The organism is Bacteriovorax sp. As-1 (genome assembly GCF_058446905.1).
Map to the genome: position 1 here is coordinate 218,844 of NZ_CP184341.1, position 16,457 is coordinate 235,300.

Annotated in this window: 19 protein-coding genes; 11 read left to right on the forward strand and 8 right to left on the reverse strand. The window is 40.9% G+C overall.

The features are described from left to right. Window positions 1–19 precede the first annotated feature (19 nt). Entirely contained in the window at window positions 20–376 is a 357-nt protein-coding gene (locus ACN20O_RS01060) for a hypothetical protein (protein ID WP_102244018.1), read from the forward strand. Window positions 377–398: 22 nt separating this feature from the next. Here the strand turns inward: ACN20O_RS01060 and ACN20O_RS01065 are convergent, their stop codons facing one another. Genes ACN20O_RS01065 through ACN20O_RS01075 form a run of 3 tightly spaced genes read right to left on the reverse strand, consistent with a single transcriptional unit; the run spans window position 399 to window position 4,159 of the window. After that, window positions 399–1,463: a metallophosphoesterase family protein gene (locus tag ACN20O_RS01065; protein ID WP_158649658.1), complete on the reverse strand. Its 1,065-nt coding sequence runs from the start codon at window positions 1,461–1,463 to the stop codon at window positions 399–401. Window positions 1,464–1,474: 11 nt separating this feature from the next. Continuing rightward, the gene (locus ACN20O_RS01070; RefSeq protein ID WP_491636336.1) at window positions 1,475–2,476 is read right to left on the reverse strand and encodes a GGDEF domain-containing protein; all 1,002 of its coding nucleotides are present in this window, start codon (window positions 2,474–2,476) and stop codon (window positions 1,475–1,477) included. 3 nt (window positions 2,477–2,479) lie between these two features. After that, window positions 2,480–4,159 carry a hypothetical protein gene (locus tag ACN20O_RS01075; RefSeq protein WP_491636338.1) on the reverse strand — a complete coding sequence of 560 codons (1,680 nt, stop codon included), beginning with the start codon at window positions 4,157–4,159 and terminating at the stop codon, window positions 2,480–2,482. A gap of 159 nt (window positions 4,160–4,318) precedes the next feature. Here ACN20O_RS01075 and ACN20O_RS01080 point away from each other — a divergent pair, with 159 nt between their 5' ends. From ACN20O_RS01080 to ACN20O_RS01090, 3 genes are read left to right on the forward strand one after another with little or no spacing between them, the layout of a single operon-like run. After that, window positions 4,319–5,371: a L,D-transpeptidase family protein gene (locus ACN20O_RS01080; RefSeq protein ID WP_491636340.1), complete on the forward strand. Its 1,053-nt coding sequence runs from the start codon at window positions 4,319–4,321 to the stop codon at window positions 5,369–5,371. Further along, entirely contained in the window at window positions 5,371–6,237 is an 867-nt protein-coding gene (locus ACN20O_RS01085) for a hypothetical protein (RefSeq protein WP_491636342.1), read from the forward strand. Before ACN20O_RS01080 ends, ACN20O_RS01085 begins: the two co-directional genes overlap by 1 nt. Before the next feature lie 9 nt (window positions 6,238–6,246). Then, the gene (locus tag ACN20O_RS01090) at window positions 6,247–6,582 is read left to right on the forward strand and encodes a bactofilin family protein (RefSeq protein ID WP_491636344.1); all 336 of its coding nucleotides are present in this window, start codon (window positions 6,247–6,249) and stop codon (window positions 6,580–6,582) included. A 45-nt stretch (window positions 6,583–6,627) separates the two neighbouring features. Here ACN20O_RS01090 and ACN20O_RS01095 read toward each other — a convergent pair whose 3' ends face one another. Together ACN20O_RS01095 and ACN20O_RS01100 are read right to left on the reverse strand one after the other, a co-directional pair. Further along, window positions 6,628–8,025 (reverse strand): M16 family metallopeptidase, encoded by a 1,398-nt coding sequence (locus ACN20O_RS01095; protein ID WP_491636346.1) that lies wholly within the window; start codon window positions 8,023–8,025, stop codon window positions 6,628–6,630. Then, entirely contained in the window at window positions 8,025–9,446 is a 1,422-nt protein-coding gene (locus tag ACN20O_RS01100) for a M16 family metallopeptidase (protein WP_491636348.1), read from the reverse strand. The genes ACN20O_RS01095 and ACN20O_RS01100 overlap by 1 nt, the downstream gene beginning before the upstream one ends. Before the next feature lie 85 nt (window positions 9,447–9,531). Between ACN20O_RS01100 and ACN20O_RS01105 the strand changes: the two genes are divergently transcribed. The 7 genes from ACN20O_RS01105 to ACN20O_RS01135 all read left to right on the forward strand — a co-directional run bounded on the left by ACN20O_RS01105 (window position 9,532) and on the right by ACN20O_RS01135 (window position 14,945). Next, a complete protein-coding gene (locus ACN20O_RS01105; protein ID WP_491636350.1) occupies window positions 9,532–10,347 on the forward strand; it encodes an MBL fold metallo-hydrolase in 816 nt (271 codons plus the stop codon). Between the two features lie 14 nt (window positions 10,348–10,361). Then, window positions 10,362–10,925, forward strand: a complete 564-nt coding sequence (locus ACN20O_RS01110) for a hypothetical protein (RefSeq protein ID WP_491636352.1) — start codon at window positions 10,362–10,364, stop codon at window positions 10,923–10,925. Next, window positions 10,925–11,329, forward strand: coding sequence for a FixH family protein (locus ACN20O_RS01115; protein WP_491636354.1), 405 nt, complete (start codon window positions 10,925–10,927; stop codon window positions 11,327–11,329). The genes ACN20O_RS01110 and ACN20O_RS01115 overlap by 1 nt, the downstream gene beginning before the upstream one ends. After that, entirely contained in the window at window positions 11,330–12,625 is a 1,296-nt protein-coding gene (locus ACN20O_RS01120) for a 4Fe-4S binding protein (RefSeq protein ID WP_491636356.1), read from the forward strand. A 7-nt stretch (window positions 12,626–12,632) separates the two neighbouring features. Then, window positions 12,633–13,142 (forward strand): hypothetical protein, encoded by a 510-nt coding sequence (locus tag ACN20O_RS01125; protein WP_491636358.1) that lies wholly within the window; start codon window positions 12,633–12,635, stop codon window positions 13,140–13,142. A 92-nt stretch (window positions 13,143–13,234) separates the two neighbouring features. After that, on the forward strand, window positions 13,235–14,341 hold the full coding sequence (ald, locus tag ACN20O_RS01130; protein ID WP_491636360.1) for an alanine dehydrogenase: 1,107 nt from the start codon (window positions 13,235–13,237) through the stop codon (window positions 14,339–14,341). 121 nt (window positions 14,342–14,462) lie between these two features. After that, window positions 14,463–14,945, forward strand: coding sequence for a flagellar basal body-associated FliL family protein (locus ACN20O_RS01135; protein ID WP_491636362.1), 483 nt, complete (start codon window positions 14,463–14,465; stop codon window positions 14,943–14,945). Between the two features lie 105 nt (window positions 14,946–15,050). On the opposite strand, the gene ACN20O_RS01140 is transcribed toward ACN20O_RS01135, so the two are convergent. From ACN20O_RS01140 to mce, 3 genes are all read right to left on the reverse strand, one after another. Next, entirely contained in the window at window positions 15,051–15,224 is a 174-nt protein-coding gene (locus ACN20O_RS01140) for a hypothetical protein (RefSeq protein WP_491636364.1), read from the reverse strand. Between the two features lie 62 nt (window positions 15,225–15,286). Then, the gene (locus ACN20O_RS01145) at window positions 15,287–16,027 is read right to left on the reverse strand and encodes a rhomboid family intramembrane serine protease (protein WP_491636366.1); all 741 of its coding nucleotides are present in this window, start codon (window positions 16,025–16,027) and stop codon (window positions 15,287–15,289) included. Between the two features lie 12 nt (window positions 16,028–16,039). After that, window positions 16,040–16,456 (reverse strand): methylmalonyl-CoA epimerase, encoded by a 417-nt coding sequence (gene mce, locus ACN20O_RS01150; protein ID WP_491636368.1) that lies wholly within the window; start codon window positions 16,454–16,456, stop codon window positions 16,040–16,042. Window position 16,457 lies beyond the last annotated feature (1 nt).

Genomic DNA, 16,457 nt, shown 5'->3' on the forward strand with positions numbered 1-16,457 from the left:
CCCTAGAAAGGAGTTTATAGTGAATAAGAAGCAGTTACTTAAATCGTTCCAGGAACTAAAAGGTGAAATCGAGACCCTGAGAAAAAAGCATGTTGTTCAAGGGCTGGTTGATAAATTTCACACTGAAAAAAAGACTCTTGAAAAAAGAATCGAAAAAACTGTGGTTGATGAAGTAAAGAAAGCAAAAAAATTCCTTACTGAACAAAAGAAAGAGTTAAATAAGATTCAGAAAAAAGTTGAGAAAATCATCTCTCAGAAAAAATCTGAAGCAAAGAAAACTCTTAAGACTGCTCAAAAGGCGGCTAAAAAAGCAACGAAAAAAGCTCCAGCTAAAAGAGTTGCTAAGACGACAAAAAAAGTTTCTAAAAAGGCTTAATTTGAATAAAGGGAGTGTCTGTCTAGACGGCAGACACTTCTTCTCTGTATGGTTTCCATGTTCCTTGCCAAAGATTCATCGTCCCAGTTAAAAGCGATCTCTTTTCCTTATCAACTTTAATCTGCACATACGTAAAACGCGTAGAAGCTTCCATTTGTCCGGCATCAAGATGTGGAATGGTATTCCATGTTCCGGTGTTGAAATAGTATTTGTTCTCAGGAAAACGCAGCCACTCCTGCACGTGAGTGTGCCCCATCACCACCGTATGAATTTCCGGATGGCGCTTCAGGATACCCTTCGCTTTTTTTCCATAAAGTGGATAAATCGTTATCTGCTTTAAGATAGAAAGCGTGGTTTTAAAGTTTCTGTTTTGTTTGATGTACTCGTCGAAGTTACTTTGAAAAAGGTATCTTAAAACGATCTTACTCATCTTTAAAAAGAAAGCGAAGTCGTAAAAAAAGCACCAGCGTACATAACTTCCTAAGGGTCTTACTTTATCAATATTCGGCCGGTCTTTTCTTAAAATAGGCAGAAGGTTAATACAAAAAAGTGTTCCCCATGGAAGATTTAAAATCATTTTCCCATTGGGACCTTCCATAAAATACTTGTCACTTGGAACGGTATTGATCACTTCAAAACGATGACCATGCTCAATGTGAACACCACAAAGATTCACTTCAAAGCAGAACTCAATTTCTTCTCCAACATAGCGGCGAAGCGCTTGCTGGGCCTCTCTAAAGGCCATACCTGAATCGTGGTTTCCAATGACGTATGTGACTTTTTTTCCTGGAATTTTCAAGAAGCGACGAAGGCCTTCAAAAAATTTCGGATGCCCTTTGACGATGGCATCAATCGCCCTGACGGTGACTGTGTCGTCGATGATATTCGTGAATACACCATCCACATCAATCTGTATAAGATTTAAGATGTCCCCGTTTAAAACGAGATGGACCTCTTCTTTTTCGTAATCGCCTTTTGAATAGTAGTCGCAGAAATCGAAGAATTTTTCATCTTCTAAGAAATCTTCCAGGAGATTGAGTTGCCCGTTTTTAAGAAATTTTCCTTTTCCTAAATGTAGATCGCTCAATACCAGGATTATCATTTCGTTTTAACCGCCTTTTGCAGGCTTGATTTGAAAACGTCTTGAGTGTTAAAGACCACTCCACGCCCAGATTCTTTGGCCTCGTACATCATGCGGTCGGCGATCGCCAGGATTTCCTGAGAGTTCACGGCATCTGTCGGGAACTCCGCCACACCAATAGAAACACTCAGCTTCACCATCTTTTTTTCGTTTCTCATTTCCACTTCGTATGTGCGCTCGCGGATGATTTGCAGAATACGCTCTCCTACAATTTTTCCGGCCACAGCATCAGAATTAACCAGGATCACCACGAACTCATCTCCCCCGTAACGATAGCTAATATCACTATCGCGCAAGAGACTTTTAATATCGCGAGCAACGTTTTCTAACAGTTTCGTTCCCACTAAGTGCCCGTAAGTGTCGTTGACTTTTTTAAAGTAGTCGATGTCGATAAAAAGTACACAGAAAGGATCTTTTTCCTTCTGAAACTTATCCACCAGCAACGTTAGATCTTTATAAAGTTTTCTCTGATTGTATAAACCTGTAACGTCATCGATATGGATGAGTTCATGTGTCTTATAAAGATCTTCAAAACGCTGGATAATTTTTAAGTGGCTGGCAGCAAATTGTGACAGCGACTTCAGTACATCAGTCGAGATTTCCGACGGAGCAGAAAAAACAGCGAAATGAAACTGGCTTCTTTTGAAACCCAGGTTTAAAAAATAATAGAAGCAATTCTCCACTTTGACTGACAGGCACGGCAGATGTTTGATATCATCGCGCTTGATAAAGAGATCATCTAAAAGCTTAGTACTGTAGAGCTTCTGGCGGTCTGCCTTCCCTACAATTGTACGGCATTTTTTTAAATCAATCTGTGGTATTTTGTTATGAATTGAATACACCAATAACGGTCTGACCAGATACTCCCGGGCCAGATACTCTTCTATATGAGAGATTAAATTCTTTTCATTTTCAAAAAAAGAAAAACTACTTAAAAAATCAGTCAGAGATTGTGTCATAATTTAGTTCTTTTCCTTTTGATGATCATCGTCTTCTTCCACATGGTCGATATCATCTTCCAGGTTCTTGATCGAATGTCTCAGAGTCTTCATTATTTTACTTAATCGATCTTCTAGCTTTCTCTTATCTTCCAGAGATTTTTGCTCCTTAATAGAAGCATTTTCCATGTTAAATTCTAGAGCGTCAATTTTTCTTCTCAGCTCTAAAATTTTCTGGTCGCGACTCTGGACTTGCGAATCTACATCCATAGAAAGCAGTTCAAGCTTGCTTTCTAACTCTTTTTCTCTTTGTTTTACCTGATTAAAATCAATCCTTACTTTCTGCTCAAGCTTTTCACGGCGTAATTCAGCCTGGCGTGCCTTCTCATCAGCAAGGGCCTTTTTCTCTTCACTCATTGTTAAGCGATACTTCAGGTCTTCTAATTCCACCATATGACGTTTTCTTAGAATCGTAATTTCAATTTTAGCTTCATCTAAGTTCGCCTTTAATGTCAGGTTGTCTTGTTCAAATTCTTTAGAGTCGGCCTTTAATGTTTTAATTTGCGACAGCAACTCTTCTCTTTCTTCGCGAAGCGCTCTGATCGTTGCCTGAAAGCGCATCGAATCTTCGGTGCTCAGTGACTGCACCCCTAGTCCAGCACCGGACCCGAATGAAGAAAGTGGTTCCTCAACAGTGGCCTGGACGACGGGTTCTGGTTGAGACTGGGCCACAACTGGTGCAGCTTTTGGAAGTTCAGGTTTTGCCGGAGCTTCTGCTTGCACTGCTTCGATCTCTTCCATATCGCTGATGTCAAACTCGCGTGTCGCTTCGTTAGAAGAAACCGCAAAATCTGAACGCGTATTATTTTTTGTTTCAAGAGCAAAAGCTTCATTATCGTCAATCATATTTTCCAGCGAAAAACCCTGAGAAGGAGTATTGCCTCCAAAATCCAGAACGCTGTCTTCAATATTATCCAAGGCCCCGGTATGCGTTTTTTCCAGTTCTTCAATATTTGTTTCTTTTGTATCGTCAAACTTAGGACGAAGAATGTCCTTAATCGTCGACTCCATATTGGCCTTCGCCTCTTCTGTCGTCATAAGATCAGCAGAAGAGCCAGTGCTACCAGTTGAATCGAGAGCGAACTCTGCCAGGTTTGAATTCGTCAGGTTGTTTGGATTTACCACAACAGTCTTTTTTGTGGATTCATCAAAATTGTCGTGATCAGCAATCACGTCATCCAATGAAAACCCTTCATCTTCCAATGCGATTGGAGATGTTGCTTGTGTGGCCTCAGGTTTTGTTTCAATTTCCTGTGCTTCGACATCAAAATCCAATGAAAAACCTAAGTCATCATCTCCTGCACTGCCAGCAGGCGCGGCCGCTTGAGTGGCAACTGATTTTTCCGGAGTGGCCGGAGTGCCGTCATCCATTGAAAAGTCCAGGTCAATTTGAAGCCCGGAGTCTTTTTCACCCTTACTTCCATTGTCATTTCCCATACTCATCTCGTCGTCTAGTCCTGTATTAAAATCGATATCGTCATTAAACACACTTGAATTATTTTCATTGGGGTTTTTTGCTTTTTGTGGAACGACTGGCGTAAAAACAATATCAAACTTGCGCTGAATTTTGGCATTCAACGGGTCTTCAAATACTGGCTCAATTTTCTTTGCCCCACTCATGGCCGTCCCTTTGATTTTGTTCAACTATTTTCTACTATTTTATCAGTTATCCTATCGGACGATACTTACGAAAATCATAGTACTAACTGCCTAGTGATGCTTTTAAGTTGATCGAAAGCACGCTTTTGTCTAAAATAAAGTAAGATTTTATACTTTACCTGACCATTTTAGAGGGTTATTTCGATGAAAAACATTGCTGCTAAGATTCTTACAGTTGGTACACTTACACTTCTGCCTTTAACAAATTCATTCGCACAAGGCACAAGTGCAGATGGAACAAAAGTTATGCCAGCTCCACTTCTCATGATGGATAACTTTTTTGCTCACCACGTTTTAATTGCAGAAAAATCAACTCACTCTCTTCACCTTTTCAAAAACGCTGACGGAAAACCAGAATTTGTTCGTTCATACCAAATGGCCACAGGGAAAAAACCAGGCGACAAAGAAGCTGAGGGTGATTTCAGAACACCAGAAGGCGTTTATAACTTCGTTGATTTCATGACTAACAAACAACTCCTTGCTCAATCTGGTCCTCAAGGTGCTATTTACGGAGCTGGTGCTTTCGTTACTGATTACCCAAACCCGGTTGATAAAATCAACAAGAAGACAGGTTCAGGAATCTGGCTACACTCTACTAACGATGAAACAAGAATTGATAAAGGTCTTGATTCAAGAGGATGTGTTGTGACGGCCAACAACGAATTGATTGATGTTTCAAAATACCTGGAGCTTAACAAAACACCAATGATTGTTGTTCAGGATCTTATTTACTTAAATGAGAAAACTTGGGAAACACAAAAAGGCGAGCTGAAAAAAACAATTGATGGATGGCTGGATGCCTGGAGAAAAAAGGATATCGAAAGCTACATCAGCTACTACGATCAAAATGATTTCGTAGACTCAAAAGGAAAATACGCCGCCTATAAAGCTTATAAAAAAGCTGTCTTCTCTAACCCTGGTCAACCTAAAATCGACCTGGACAATCTTTCTATTCTACAGGCTAAGAACTACGCTGTTGTGACGTTTACACAAAACTACCAGTCAAACACAATCAACGACACTGGTAGAAAGCTTCTTTATCTAAGACAAGATGAAAACTACAACTGGAAAATCGTCAGCGAAGTATGGACGAAAAACGGTTTAGAAAACATGGGCAAACTCGCATTTGAGCCTTCTCTAAGATTTTTCAAAGAAGGAACACGCGAAGGAATTGAGATTAAAAAAGGCAATAACTAGTGAGCGAACAAAGGCCCAACAATCCTGAGACTGCCAAAAAAGACAGTGTCTCGATTATTTATCACCAAAAAAATGACTCACCAAAATACTTTGAGATCAAACGTTCAAAGATTTATTTGTTTTTCATTGGTCTACCGGCCATTACTCTTGTTGCTTTAGTTATTGGTGTCGTAGGCCTCTTGAATGCCGGTCCTGCTCGCCTTCTGCAAAGTTATCAGCAAAATAAATTTATCCGCGAAAGACAATCCAAAAGCGAAGATTTGGAAAATAAACTTGCTGATCAGATGGAAGAGAATGTTAAATTAAAAAATCAGCTTCTCGCTTTTGAGGAACAAGGAAAAAAGCCAACTGCAACTTCCGGAACAGAATCAAAAACAACAACAGCTCCTTCCGATGCAAAATGCCCTGCTCCTGTAACATGTCCAGCCCCAGTAAGCGGGACTGTTAACACAATCGGGCTTTCGACACTTTCTCTTTTTAAACCGATCCAGGGGCAAAAAGATCGCACTCGCCCGGCTATCCTGAATCTTTCAGGATTCAAGGCGCTAGTTGGCCGCGACACTGTCAATCTTCAATTCAACATTATCCCGGCCGTGACAGACGATGCAAAAATCTCCGGGCACATTATTGTTTTAATGAAAAACGAAATTGGAATTCAGGCCTATCCATACAATTCTTTTGGTGGAAGCGACTTCCAGATCAACTACGCTGCCGGTGAGCCATTTGCAACTCAAAGATTCAGACCAGTGGATGCAAGTTTTGTGAAGCCGAGAAAGTCAGGAAACTACTCGTTTACTGTTTTTATCTTCTCGCGCACAGGTGATCTTATCCACTACCAAAGCATGGCGTACGCACTTAAATTATAGGTTGATGATATGATCCAGAATCAAACTTACACTTCAATCGGCAAACAAACTGTTTTAAATGGAAAGTTTCATTTTGTCGGCACCACTCACCTCTTGGGAAAACTAATGGGCGAGATTACAGTTGAAGCGCCTTCTAAAATCATGCTGGAAATTGGCTCAGTCACAGAGGCCATTTTGACTTGTGGAGACCTGGAAGTTTACGGTGAATTCACAGGTGAGATTAAATCAACAGGCAACGTAACTCTTTATCCTACGGCCGTGGTAAACGGTAAAATCATTGCTAAGTCTTTAGAGATTCTTCCTGGAGCGGTGGTGAACATGAACGCTCACACAGAGGCCGAATAGTCTTTTTAAAAAAAGGTGGTGACTCTCGCCACCACCAATTGATTTTTATAGGTATTGTTTGTAGTCTACGACCTTAAGAGGCCCGTATTTTTTTGTCAGCGCTCTTAGTTTTGGTTCAATTGATTTATCCCCTAAAACAAAAATCGTCTGTTTTTTCATTCCAAAAATATCGCCAATCTTCTTTGCAACATCTTTAGCATTGTACTTTTTAACTGCATCTTTAAAGTCAAAAAGATCTGAGTATGGCTTTCCAATGTGATCCAGAAGCAGCAGCTGACCTAAGAAGGCAGGGTTGCTTTCAAACTTAAATGGATAAGCGCCAATCATCCCTTGAGTTGAGCGGTCTAAATCCTCTTGTGTAATTCCTTCTGTATGGATCTTAGTGACTGCTTCATCAATGACTTCAATGAGACGGTCGATCGTCTGGTTTTTAGTAAACGTTGAAATCCCCGCTCTTCCGTACTGTTTCTGAGAAGAGATGAATGAACCAATCGAATAAGTTAAACCGCGCTTTACACGCACTTCGCGCATTAAACGGGAAGTAAAACCACCACCTAAGAAATCAGATGCCAAAGCATCCAGGTTTCTTTCGTTTGTTTCATCGTAGTTTAAGAAACGTCCGATGCGCAATTGAACCTGGTTAGCATCTGGAACCGGAACAAAAATGAACTCTCTTTTTGCCGTCTTCTTCTTTGGAGCATCAACCGCTCTGACAAAATCAGAATCTGAACCTTTAAAGCGGCATTCATCTACTAAGATTTTTTCCAGTGCAAGAGCACTTTTGGGACCTGTCAGGTAAACGCGTTTTTTCACATTATCCAGAAAATAATTCATCTGCCCGCGAAGAGCGGCCGGCGTGTAAGTTGCCAGGTCTTTAAGTTTACCGGCAACCGGGTAAGAGTACGGAGTCCCACCTAGTGAGATTTCACGGAACACTCTTTCTGAAAGACCTTGTGGTGATGCCACGAGGCTTTGCAGTCCGTTTCTTTCTAACTGTAGTTCTTTTTTAATGACATTTTCCGGATAAGTCGCCGATCTCATCAGTGAACAAATTTGGGTCATTGATGCTTTTAAATCTTTCGTTAAACCCGACACAGTGACTGTACTATACTCGTGAGTCACGTCCGCTCCAAACTCTGTTCCTAAGAACTCTAACTGGTCTAAAATTTCTTTTTGAGAAAGTTTATCAGTTCCTGAATCCAGAAGATTGAAAGCATGAATAGAAAGACCGTTTTGCCCTTTTTTCTCACTTAAAGCACCGTCTGCAAAATAGATAGTCAAATCGTAAGTCGGGAAACGATTGTCTTCAATGTAAACGACATCAATGCCGTTCCACTTTAAGCGTTTAATATTATCTTCGATCGCTACCGGCTTGGCGGCCGAAGCGGCAAAAGCATTAAATGAAAGGCCCAGGGCCGCAAGTAAGACTAATGGTTTTTTCATTATTTTTTCTCCGCGGTTTTAGGGTATTTATCCCAAGTTGAAATGAAGATGGACTTCGACTCTTCTAAAACTTCGCGGCAGGCAATCTGCACTTCGTTTTCTGAAATTGAGTTATAAATTTCCATTTCTTTTAGACCGTAATTAAAATCACCATGCCACTTCTCATTGCGGACAATTGTTGAGGCCACCCCGGCATTGGTCTTAAGTTGGTTGTAACCTTGGGCCAGGATCTGATTCTTTGATTTTTGCAGTGAACGCTGATTAATCGCCTGGTCACACATTTCTTTTAAGTCACCTTCGATTTGTTTTTTCACGTCTTCAATCTTTTTGCCTTCCATCAACTCTCCGGCAAAATAAAAGACACCAGAATGAATCAGGTTAAAGTTAGAAAGATTGATTTCAGTTAACATTGGCTCATCAGACTTTACATATTTCTGTGTTAAGTACGAGCTTCCCCCATTTCCAAGAATCATCGCAAGAAGGTCCATCACGTAAGACTTTCTTGTCCCCAGTTTTTCTCCCTGGAAGGCCATGACAAATTTTGGAATCGGGTTAGTTGCGTAGAACTTGTACTCTTGTCCAAACTCAGCTTTCGACTTAAAGACTTCTTCACCAGAAGTTTTATCTTTTAACTCTTTAAGTTTTTCTGATCTAGGAATGACTCCGTATTTTTCTTCAATCTTTTTAATAACTGTATCCGGATCAACGTCTCCAGAGATAGCGATGATGGCATTGTTTGGAACGTAATAGTTTTTAAAGAACTCCATCATTTGATCGCGTGTAAGCGCTTTTAAGTCTGCCTCTTCACCGATAACTGATTGTCCGTATGGTGTGCCAGCAAAAACTTTTTTCATAAGTGCTAAGAAAATCAATCCGTCCGGGCTGTTTTCATAACGCATTTTTCTTTCTTCAAAGATAACTTGTCTTTCACTTTCAAACGACACTGGCTCTAAGAGCAGGTTTTGCATGCGGTCTGCTTCCATGTCGATCATCGTATCCAAAAACTCCACTGGAATGTTTTGATAGTAAACCGTCATGTCATTTGTTGTATAAGCGTTGGTCATACCACCGCTCTTTTCCAACAGCGTATCAAATTGACCTGGGCCGTACTTCTTTGCTCCCTTAAACATCATGTGCTCAAGAAAATGCGTCGCCCCTGTCGTGCCAACACCTTCATCTCTTCCACCGACGTCAAAGAGTGTGTAATAAGACACAATTGGAAGTTTTGGATTGGGTGCAACAAGAACGGTTAGGCCATTTCTTAACACCACTTTTTTTACATTGAAGCCTGCTTTAAGCGGCGCAGACTTTGAACCCATCCCCATGCTTGAACATGCATCAAAAAGAAAGACCACTGCCGTGAGCGACAAGACCTTAATTAATTGTGGAGATTTCAAAAGTTTTAACTTTCTCGGTAACATAATTTTTGTTCCTTGATCTCTTATAGTTGAGTTAAAATTATACTGCTTCTATGGCCAAAAACAATCAGAACAAAATGGGCCCTAAATGGAAAAATCTCTGAATAAAAATATGTTACTAGCACTTGGTACAGGCACCAGTGTAGGAATACCGCAAATAGGTTGTTCGTGTTTAGTCTGCACTTCATTTGATCACCGCGATCAGAGACTGAGAACAAGTGTATTCATTCAAACAAAAAATGGACAACGCATTCTCGTCGACACAACTCCTGACCTAAGGACACAAATACTAAGCAATAAGATATCCGCAGTTGATTTCGCCATCATCACCCATGAACATGCTGATCATTTGCACGGAATTGATGACCTTCGCCCTTTCTGCTTTGGACCTCCGCCAAGGGAAATTCCGGTTTTTTCTAATGCCAGCACCAAGGCTTCGATTGAGTCCCGCTTCTCATATATCTTTCATCACAAAGGGCCTGTTTTAGGAGGAGGAATCCCTCGCCTGCAACTACAATCGGTAGAGCTGGAAAAACCCACGACACTTTTTGGTGAAGAATTCCTCTTCTTTAATTATCCACACGGACATGCAGAAACGATGGGTTTTATTCTTGGGGACCTCGCCTACATCGTCGACTGCCACTCACTACCTGATCACATCGTTAAAATTCTCAGCGAGAAGAAACTAAAACTCCTGGTCATTGACTGCCTGAAAAAAGGGAGTCACACAACGCATTTAACTGTTGATAAATGCTTTAAATACGTCAGAGAAATCAAGGCTGAGCAAACTGGTCTAATACATATTTCGCATGATCTTTCCCACTCTGTCTTAAAAGACCTGGCCATGAGAGAATTTGGAGAATCAGTTTTTCCATTGTATGATGGTCAAAAGCTATTTTATTGAGAGGAATCTTTAATATGACGACAGACGCGATGCTTGCCGGAGAATCCCGTTACAAAAATTTCATTCATCTGATCAACACGAATAAACACGAATTCGCTCTTAGAATTTACACTTTTATCGTACTCGCACACTGGGCCGAGCACCTGGTACAAGCATTTCAAATTTTTGCACTTGGATGGCCTCGCCCAGAATCACGTGGTGTCTTAGGGCATTGGTTTCCATGGCTGGTTTCATCAGAACTGATGCATTATCTCTATGCTCTTTTTATGCTGGTGGGATTGTGGATTTTAAGAAAAGGATTTGTGGGAAGAAGTTATAAGTGGTGGATGGCCTCTTTTGCCATTCAGTTCTGGCACCACATCGAACACTTTTTACTCCAGTTGCAGGCCATCTTACACACAAACTTCTGGGGCTCACCGGTTCCAGTTAGTATTCTGCAACTTTTCTACCCTCGTGTAGAATTGCATCTTTTTTACAATACGATCGTTTTTATTCCGATGGCCGTCGCGATGTATATGCACCTTTTTCCAACAAAAGAAGAAGAGGCCCATCAACAGTGCACATGCGCAGTTAAATAATGAAAAAAATCGCCGTCGTCTTTTTATTCCTGGCCGTTGCTCTTGGACTTTTCTTTTTAAAAGAAAATTTCAACCTGAAATCAAAAACAGAAGCTAAAAAGGCCGACGTTGTTTTAACCTGGGATTATAACCCTAAGAGTATCGATCTGCAGACCCCGGTTAACTTCACTTTTACACTCAAAGATAAAGATGGAAAAAATATCGAAAACGCTAAAATAGATATTGAGGCCACGATGAATCACGGTGGAATGATTCCTATTTTCACTGAAGCTGTCTATATCAAAGAGGCCGTTTATAGCACCCGTTTCAAGCTCACGATGATGGGCGAATGGATTATTTTCTTAACCATCACTCTTCCCGACGGTTCGGTGGCGAGCAAAGAAATCGTGCTGCAAACCAATTAAATGAAATCCCAGAGAAAAATCCTTTTAACGACAAAAACCATTTTTCAGTTTCTTCTGCTTGTGGCCACTGTGCTCTTAATTGCTGAAGGGCTTTGGGGAAATCCTTTTGCACCCAAAAACCTGGCGACTCAATTTGTCTGGGTTCACTACCGCGGTATTTTGGTTTTTATCCTTCTTCTCTTGGGCAATTATTTTTGCATGAGCTGCCCGTTTATTTTCGTCCGCAATGCTTTGCGAGTTTTTCACTCTCCCAAAAGACTGTGGCCTAAAAAATTACAAAATAAGTGGTTGGGGACTTTCCTTCTGGTGGCCTTTCTTTTTGCTTACGAGTATTTCCATCTCTGGTCGAGCCCCGCGCTTACGGCCTGGATTATTATTATCTATTTTTTAGTGGCGGTGTTTGTCGACCTCACTTTTAAAAAAGCAAGCTTTTGCAAATACCTCTGCCCAATCGGCCAGTTTAATTTCATCTCAAGCACGATGAGTCCAGCAACAGTGAAAGCAAAAAATCTATCTGTCTGCGAGAGCTGTACGACCTATGAATGTTTAAAAGGTGTCGAAAAAGACGGCGAGATTTTAAAGCGCGGATGCGAAACCTTTTTATTTATCCCCAAAAAAAATGGAAACCTCGACTGCACTTTCTGTATGGATTGTGTGGCCGCTTGCCCTTATGACAACGTTAAAGTTGAAATGGTGATTAACGGAGAAGAACTTCAAGAAGACTCTCCCCGTGCCGGAATTGGCTCCTTAACAAAACGTTTGGATTTTCTCCTACTCATTGTTGTTTTTACTTTTGGGGCCCTCTTAAATGCCTTTGCCATGACTGGCCCAGCCTACGATTTAACGACGACTCTCTCTGATGTGACCGGCATCCAGAATAATTTCTTCCTGCTTTTGTTACTCTTTGTAACTGTTTTAATTTTTCTTCCTCTCTTGCTTATTTCTAAAAAAGATTACAAATTGATCCCGACACTTTTACCCATTGGTTTTTTTATCTGGGTCTCTCACTACAGTTTCCATTTACTCACCGGACTTTTTGCCTTCGTTCCCCTTTTATTTAAAATCCAGTTGTCTAATTCCATGATGGGAGTGCCTACTCATATCGTGACACCTATACAATACGGCTTTTTACTTTTAGGATTTCTAGGATCAATGACTTTGGTCTGGATGGGAAAAAATGAAAAACGCGCGCAGCTTAAGTGGAGTGCTACTCACCTGGCGATTTTTCTCTTCGCCCTTTGGGTCATGTCACTTCCGATGGAGATGCGCGGGACTTTTGTAGGTATTGCCCCGTAAAAGACTTATGAAATATTTTTTTATCCTGTTTTTTTCTTTTTTCACTTCGACTCTTTTTGCCCACGAAGGCCCCCCCTTTCCCATTTTAGTCGATCATAAATTTGGCGAGTACAAACTCTCTGTCTGGGCAGACCCGGATACAGAAAACGGAACTTTTACTTTTTATCCAGAAGGGGAAAATCTTAAAAAAGACGATCTCTACTTTGAAATCAAGGCCCATCCTCAAGGGCACCCTGAACCCATTTTAAAGAGCACGGCCCTGATTCCGACCGAGGATAAGGGCAGATATTCTTATACTGCGACACTTCCTTTTCCCACCAATGAAGTATGGGACATTATTGTCGTCGTCAAAAATAAACAAAATGGTGATACTCTAACCAGTACGACTATCCCTGTAGAGGTCACTCCTCCGGGCCCAAATAAGACCGAATTTGTGGTTTATACGCTGCCTTTTCTCCTGGTCGCCTTCATCTGGGTCAGAGTGATGATCCACAAGCGCCGAAAAAAGACCCCCTGAAACCATTACCACCCCCTTCCTTTTCTCCTCATTTTGTGGAATTCTCATGGGATATTTTTACAAGACCTTAAAAACCTATGAAGGAGATAACTATGATTATCGGAGTACCTAAGGAAATTAAAAACAATGAAAACCGTGTTGGTATGGTTCCAGGTGGAGTTCGCGCTCTAGTTGCTGACGGCCACACTGTATACGTTCAAAAAAATGCTGGTGTTGGTATCGGCATCGAAGACGCAGAATTCGTAAAAGCTGGAGCAAAGATCCTGGATACAGCTGCTGAAGTTTTCGAAAAATCAACAATGATCATTAAAGTAAAAGAGCCTCAAGCAGTAGAGATCGCCATGCTTAAGCCTCACCACATCCTATACACATACCTTCACCTTGCACCAGATCCAGAGCAAACAAAAGGTCTGATGAAATCAGGATGTACAGCAATCGCATATGAGACAATTCAAAACCTGGATGGATCACTTCCTCTTCTAGTTCCTATGTCAGAAGTTGCCGGCCGTATGTCAGTTCAAATCGGAGCTGCTTACCTTCAACTAGATAAAGGCGGAAAAGGTGTTCTACTTGGTGGTGTTCCAGGTGTTAAACGTGGAAAAGTAACTGTTATCGGAGCTGGGATTGCTGGAACAAACGCAATTCAAATGGCAATGGGAATGGGAGCATCTGTAACGGCTATCGATCTTTCAACTAAGAGATTAGCTGAACTAGACGGTCTATACGGATCACACATCACAACTCTTTACTCTAACCCAGACAACATTGAAAAAGCTGTTCTTGAATCAGACCTTGTTATCGGTGCTGTTCTAGTTCCAGGTGCTAAAGCTCCTAAGCTAGTAACTCGCGAGATGATCTCTAAAATGCAAAAAGGATCTGTAGTTGTAGATATCGCTGTTGACCAAGGTGGATGTATTGAAACTTGTAAGCCAACAACTCACGAAAATCCAACTTTCGTAGTAGACGGTGTAGTTCACTACTGTGTAGCGAACATGCCAGGTGCTGTAGCTCGTACATCAACATTCGCACTTACAAACGTAACTCTCAAGTACGCTAGAATGATTGCAAACATGGGTGTTGAAGAAGCTGCTCAGAAAGATAAAACTTTCCGTCCAGGGATCAACATTTACAAAGGGACTCTTGCTTACGAACAAGTAGCAACTGACCTAGGACTTCCTTACACAAAACTTCCTTTCTAGTAAGTTTAAAATAAAGGGGTCGCCTCGTGCGGCCCTTTTTTTTGCCCATTTTCCGATCAAGACACTCCAGTTTCTTTTTCCATGTTTTTATTTTTTCCAAACGTGTTAAAATCATTTGTATATGACCGGTAAAAAATTAGTCGACATGATTCTTTTGGGCGTAATGGTTCTGGCAACTCTCGCTGTTGTTGGTCTCTTCTATTACACCGAGAAAGTCTACAAGAAGCCACCCATTGATGAAGCTGCGATGAAAGCGGAAATGCTACACACTGTGGACTCTAAAGCGATTCCAACCTTCTTTAAAGTCGACAAGATGACCATCAGTCTGATTCCTAAAAACGAAGCTGCTAACTCGCGCATGAGATGGTTAGAAGTGGAAATGCATTTAGTTCTTTTTGAAGCAAAAGATTTAGATGAAGTAAAAGCTTACCTACCAATGGTTCAAGACCGCATTATCGACATCACTTCAAAAATGGGAGCTGATGAACTCAACTCTCTGACAGGAAAAATTCTTTTGGAAGACAGGCTGAAGAAAGAAATTAACAAGTCGATGAAGAGACCTGTTGTCAAAAACATATTCTTTGCAAGTTTCATTGTTCAGTAGATTGAAAAACTGATGAGACTTACACCTTCTTCAAGAGTTTGAGCTAAAGGAAATAAAAAAGGCCCTCTTTCGAGGGCCTTCTTATATATAATTTTTTATTAAAAATTACTCTTCGTCGTTAGCTGAATCTTCTTCAGTCCAAGTAGCGTTCTTAGCATCGTCTGCCATTCCATCAAGATATTTCTTAACTTCTTCTTTCGTTACTTTACCTTCAGCAATTAGTTTATCTCTTAAACGAACGTCCATTAATTTTTCTTGTAATGCTCTACTTAATCTCATGTATGCCTCATTTATGGTCTTATAAAAATTTTTTAGTTTACAGAAGGTAGCATCAAATCGGCCTATTGCCAATACTTAGGCGGCTTCTCAGAATCATCTTTCACAATTGTGAGCTTTGCCTTGCTCTTAGGCCTAGATCTCACCTGCGTCATTTGGCTCATTTTATCTGAAAGGGTTCTGAAATTGCGATGAGAGATCACAATCATAAACACATAGGCCGAAGCAATCGCCCCTAATTGACCCCATGCTCCAACGCCCGTCGGGCTGGCGATTCCTTGATAAAGAGAGATCACAACCAGGATCATGCAGAAGTATTTAGCTTTAACCGGGATGAGCATAAGGAAAGAAAAAATGCGATCCGGGTAAATTACAGCGTAGGCCAAACACAGGGCCCCTACGATTCCTGAAAGACCTGTCAGTGGGAAAGAAAAAATCACACTGCTTTGGAAAAAGATTCCAACGACTAAAAGATAAAGAAGAGCTCCACCTAAAATCGTTGTTAAAATAAAACTTAAATAGCGTTTTGTTCCCCAGTTGGATTCAAACTCTGAACCCATTAACCAAAGCATCAAGCAATTTAAAATCACTTCGATGATTGAGTTAGACAAAAAAGGATATGTCAAAAGGCTATAGATGTGTCCGTGAAAAACTCTTTCAGCTGAAAGACCAAGCATACTTCCTAGTCCAATTCCACCTGCTCTTGCCAGGATAAAATCCAGGATGAAAAGCACACTTGATAAAATGATCAAGGCCTTATTGACCAGAGAAAGTTTGGGAAGATAGATTTGAGACTGCATATTCATAAATCAAAAATCCTAAGATTGTTTTGTGGCAATTTCAATTAAAACGCCACCAGTTGATTTCGGGTGAATAAAATTCACCAGGCAATTATTGGCCCCTGGAACTGGTTTTTCATAAATCATTTTGTATCCGTTAGCTATCATCTCTTCGGTTTTTTTCGCGACATCAGGAACCATAAAACTCATATGGTGAATTCCTTCCCCATTTTTTTCGATGAATTTCTGAATTGGTCCTTCGCCGTTAATCGGACACACCAACTCGATATGAGCGTGTTCGTCGACGTGAGCAAACGCAGTTGTCACTTGCTGAGAAGGAACTTCTTCTCTGACAGGATTGAAAGTAAGGCCCAGGTCTTCCCACACTTTTTGAGCGCGGTCTAAATTAGAGACAGCAATGGCCACGTGATCTAGATAACAGTCTTTATTAAACATT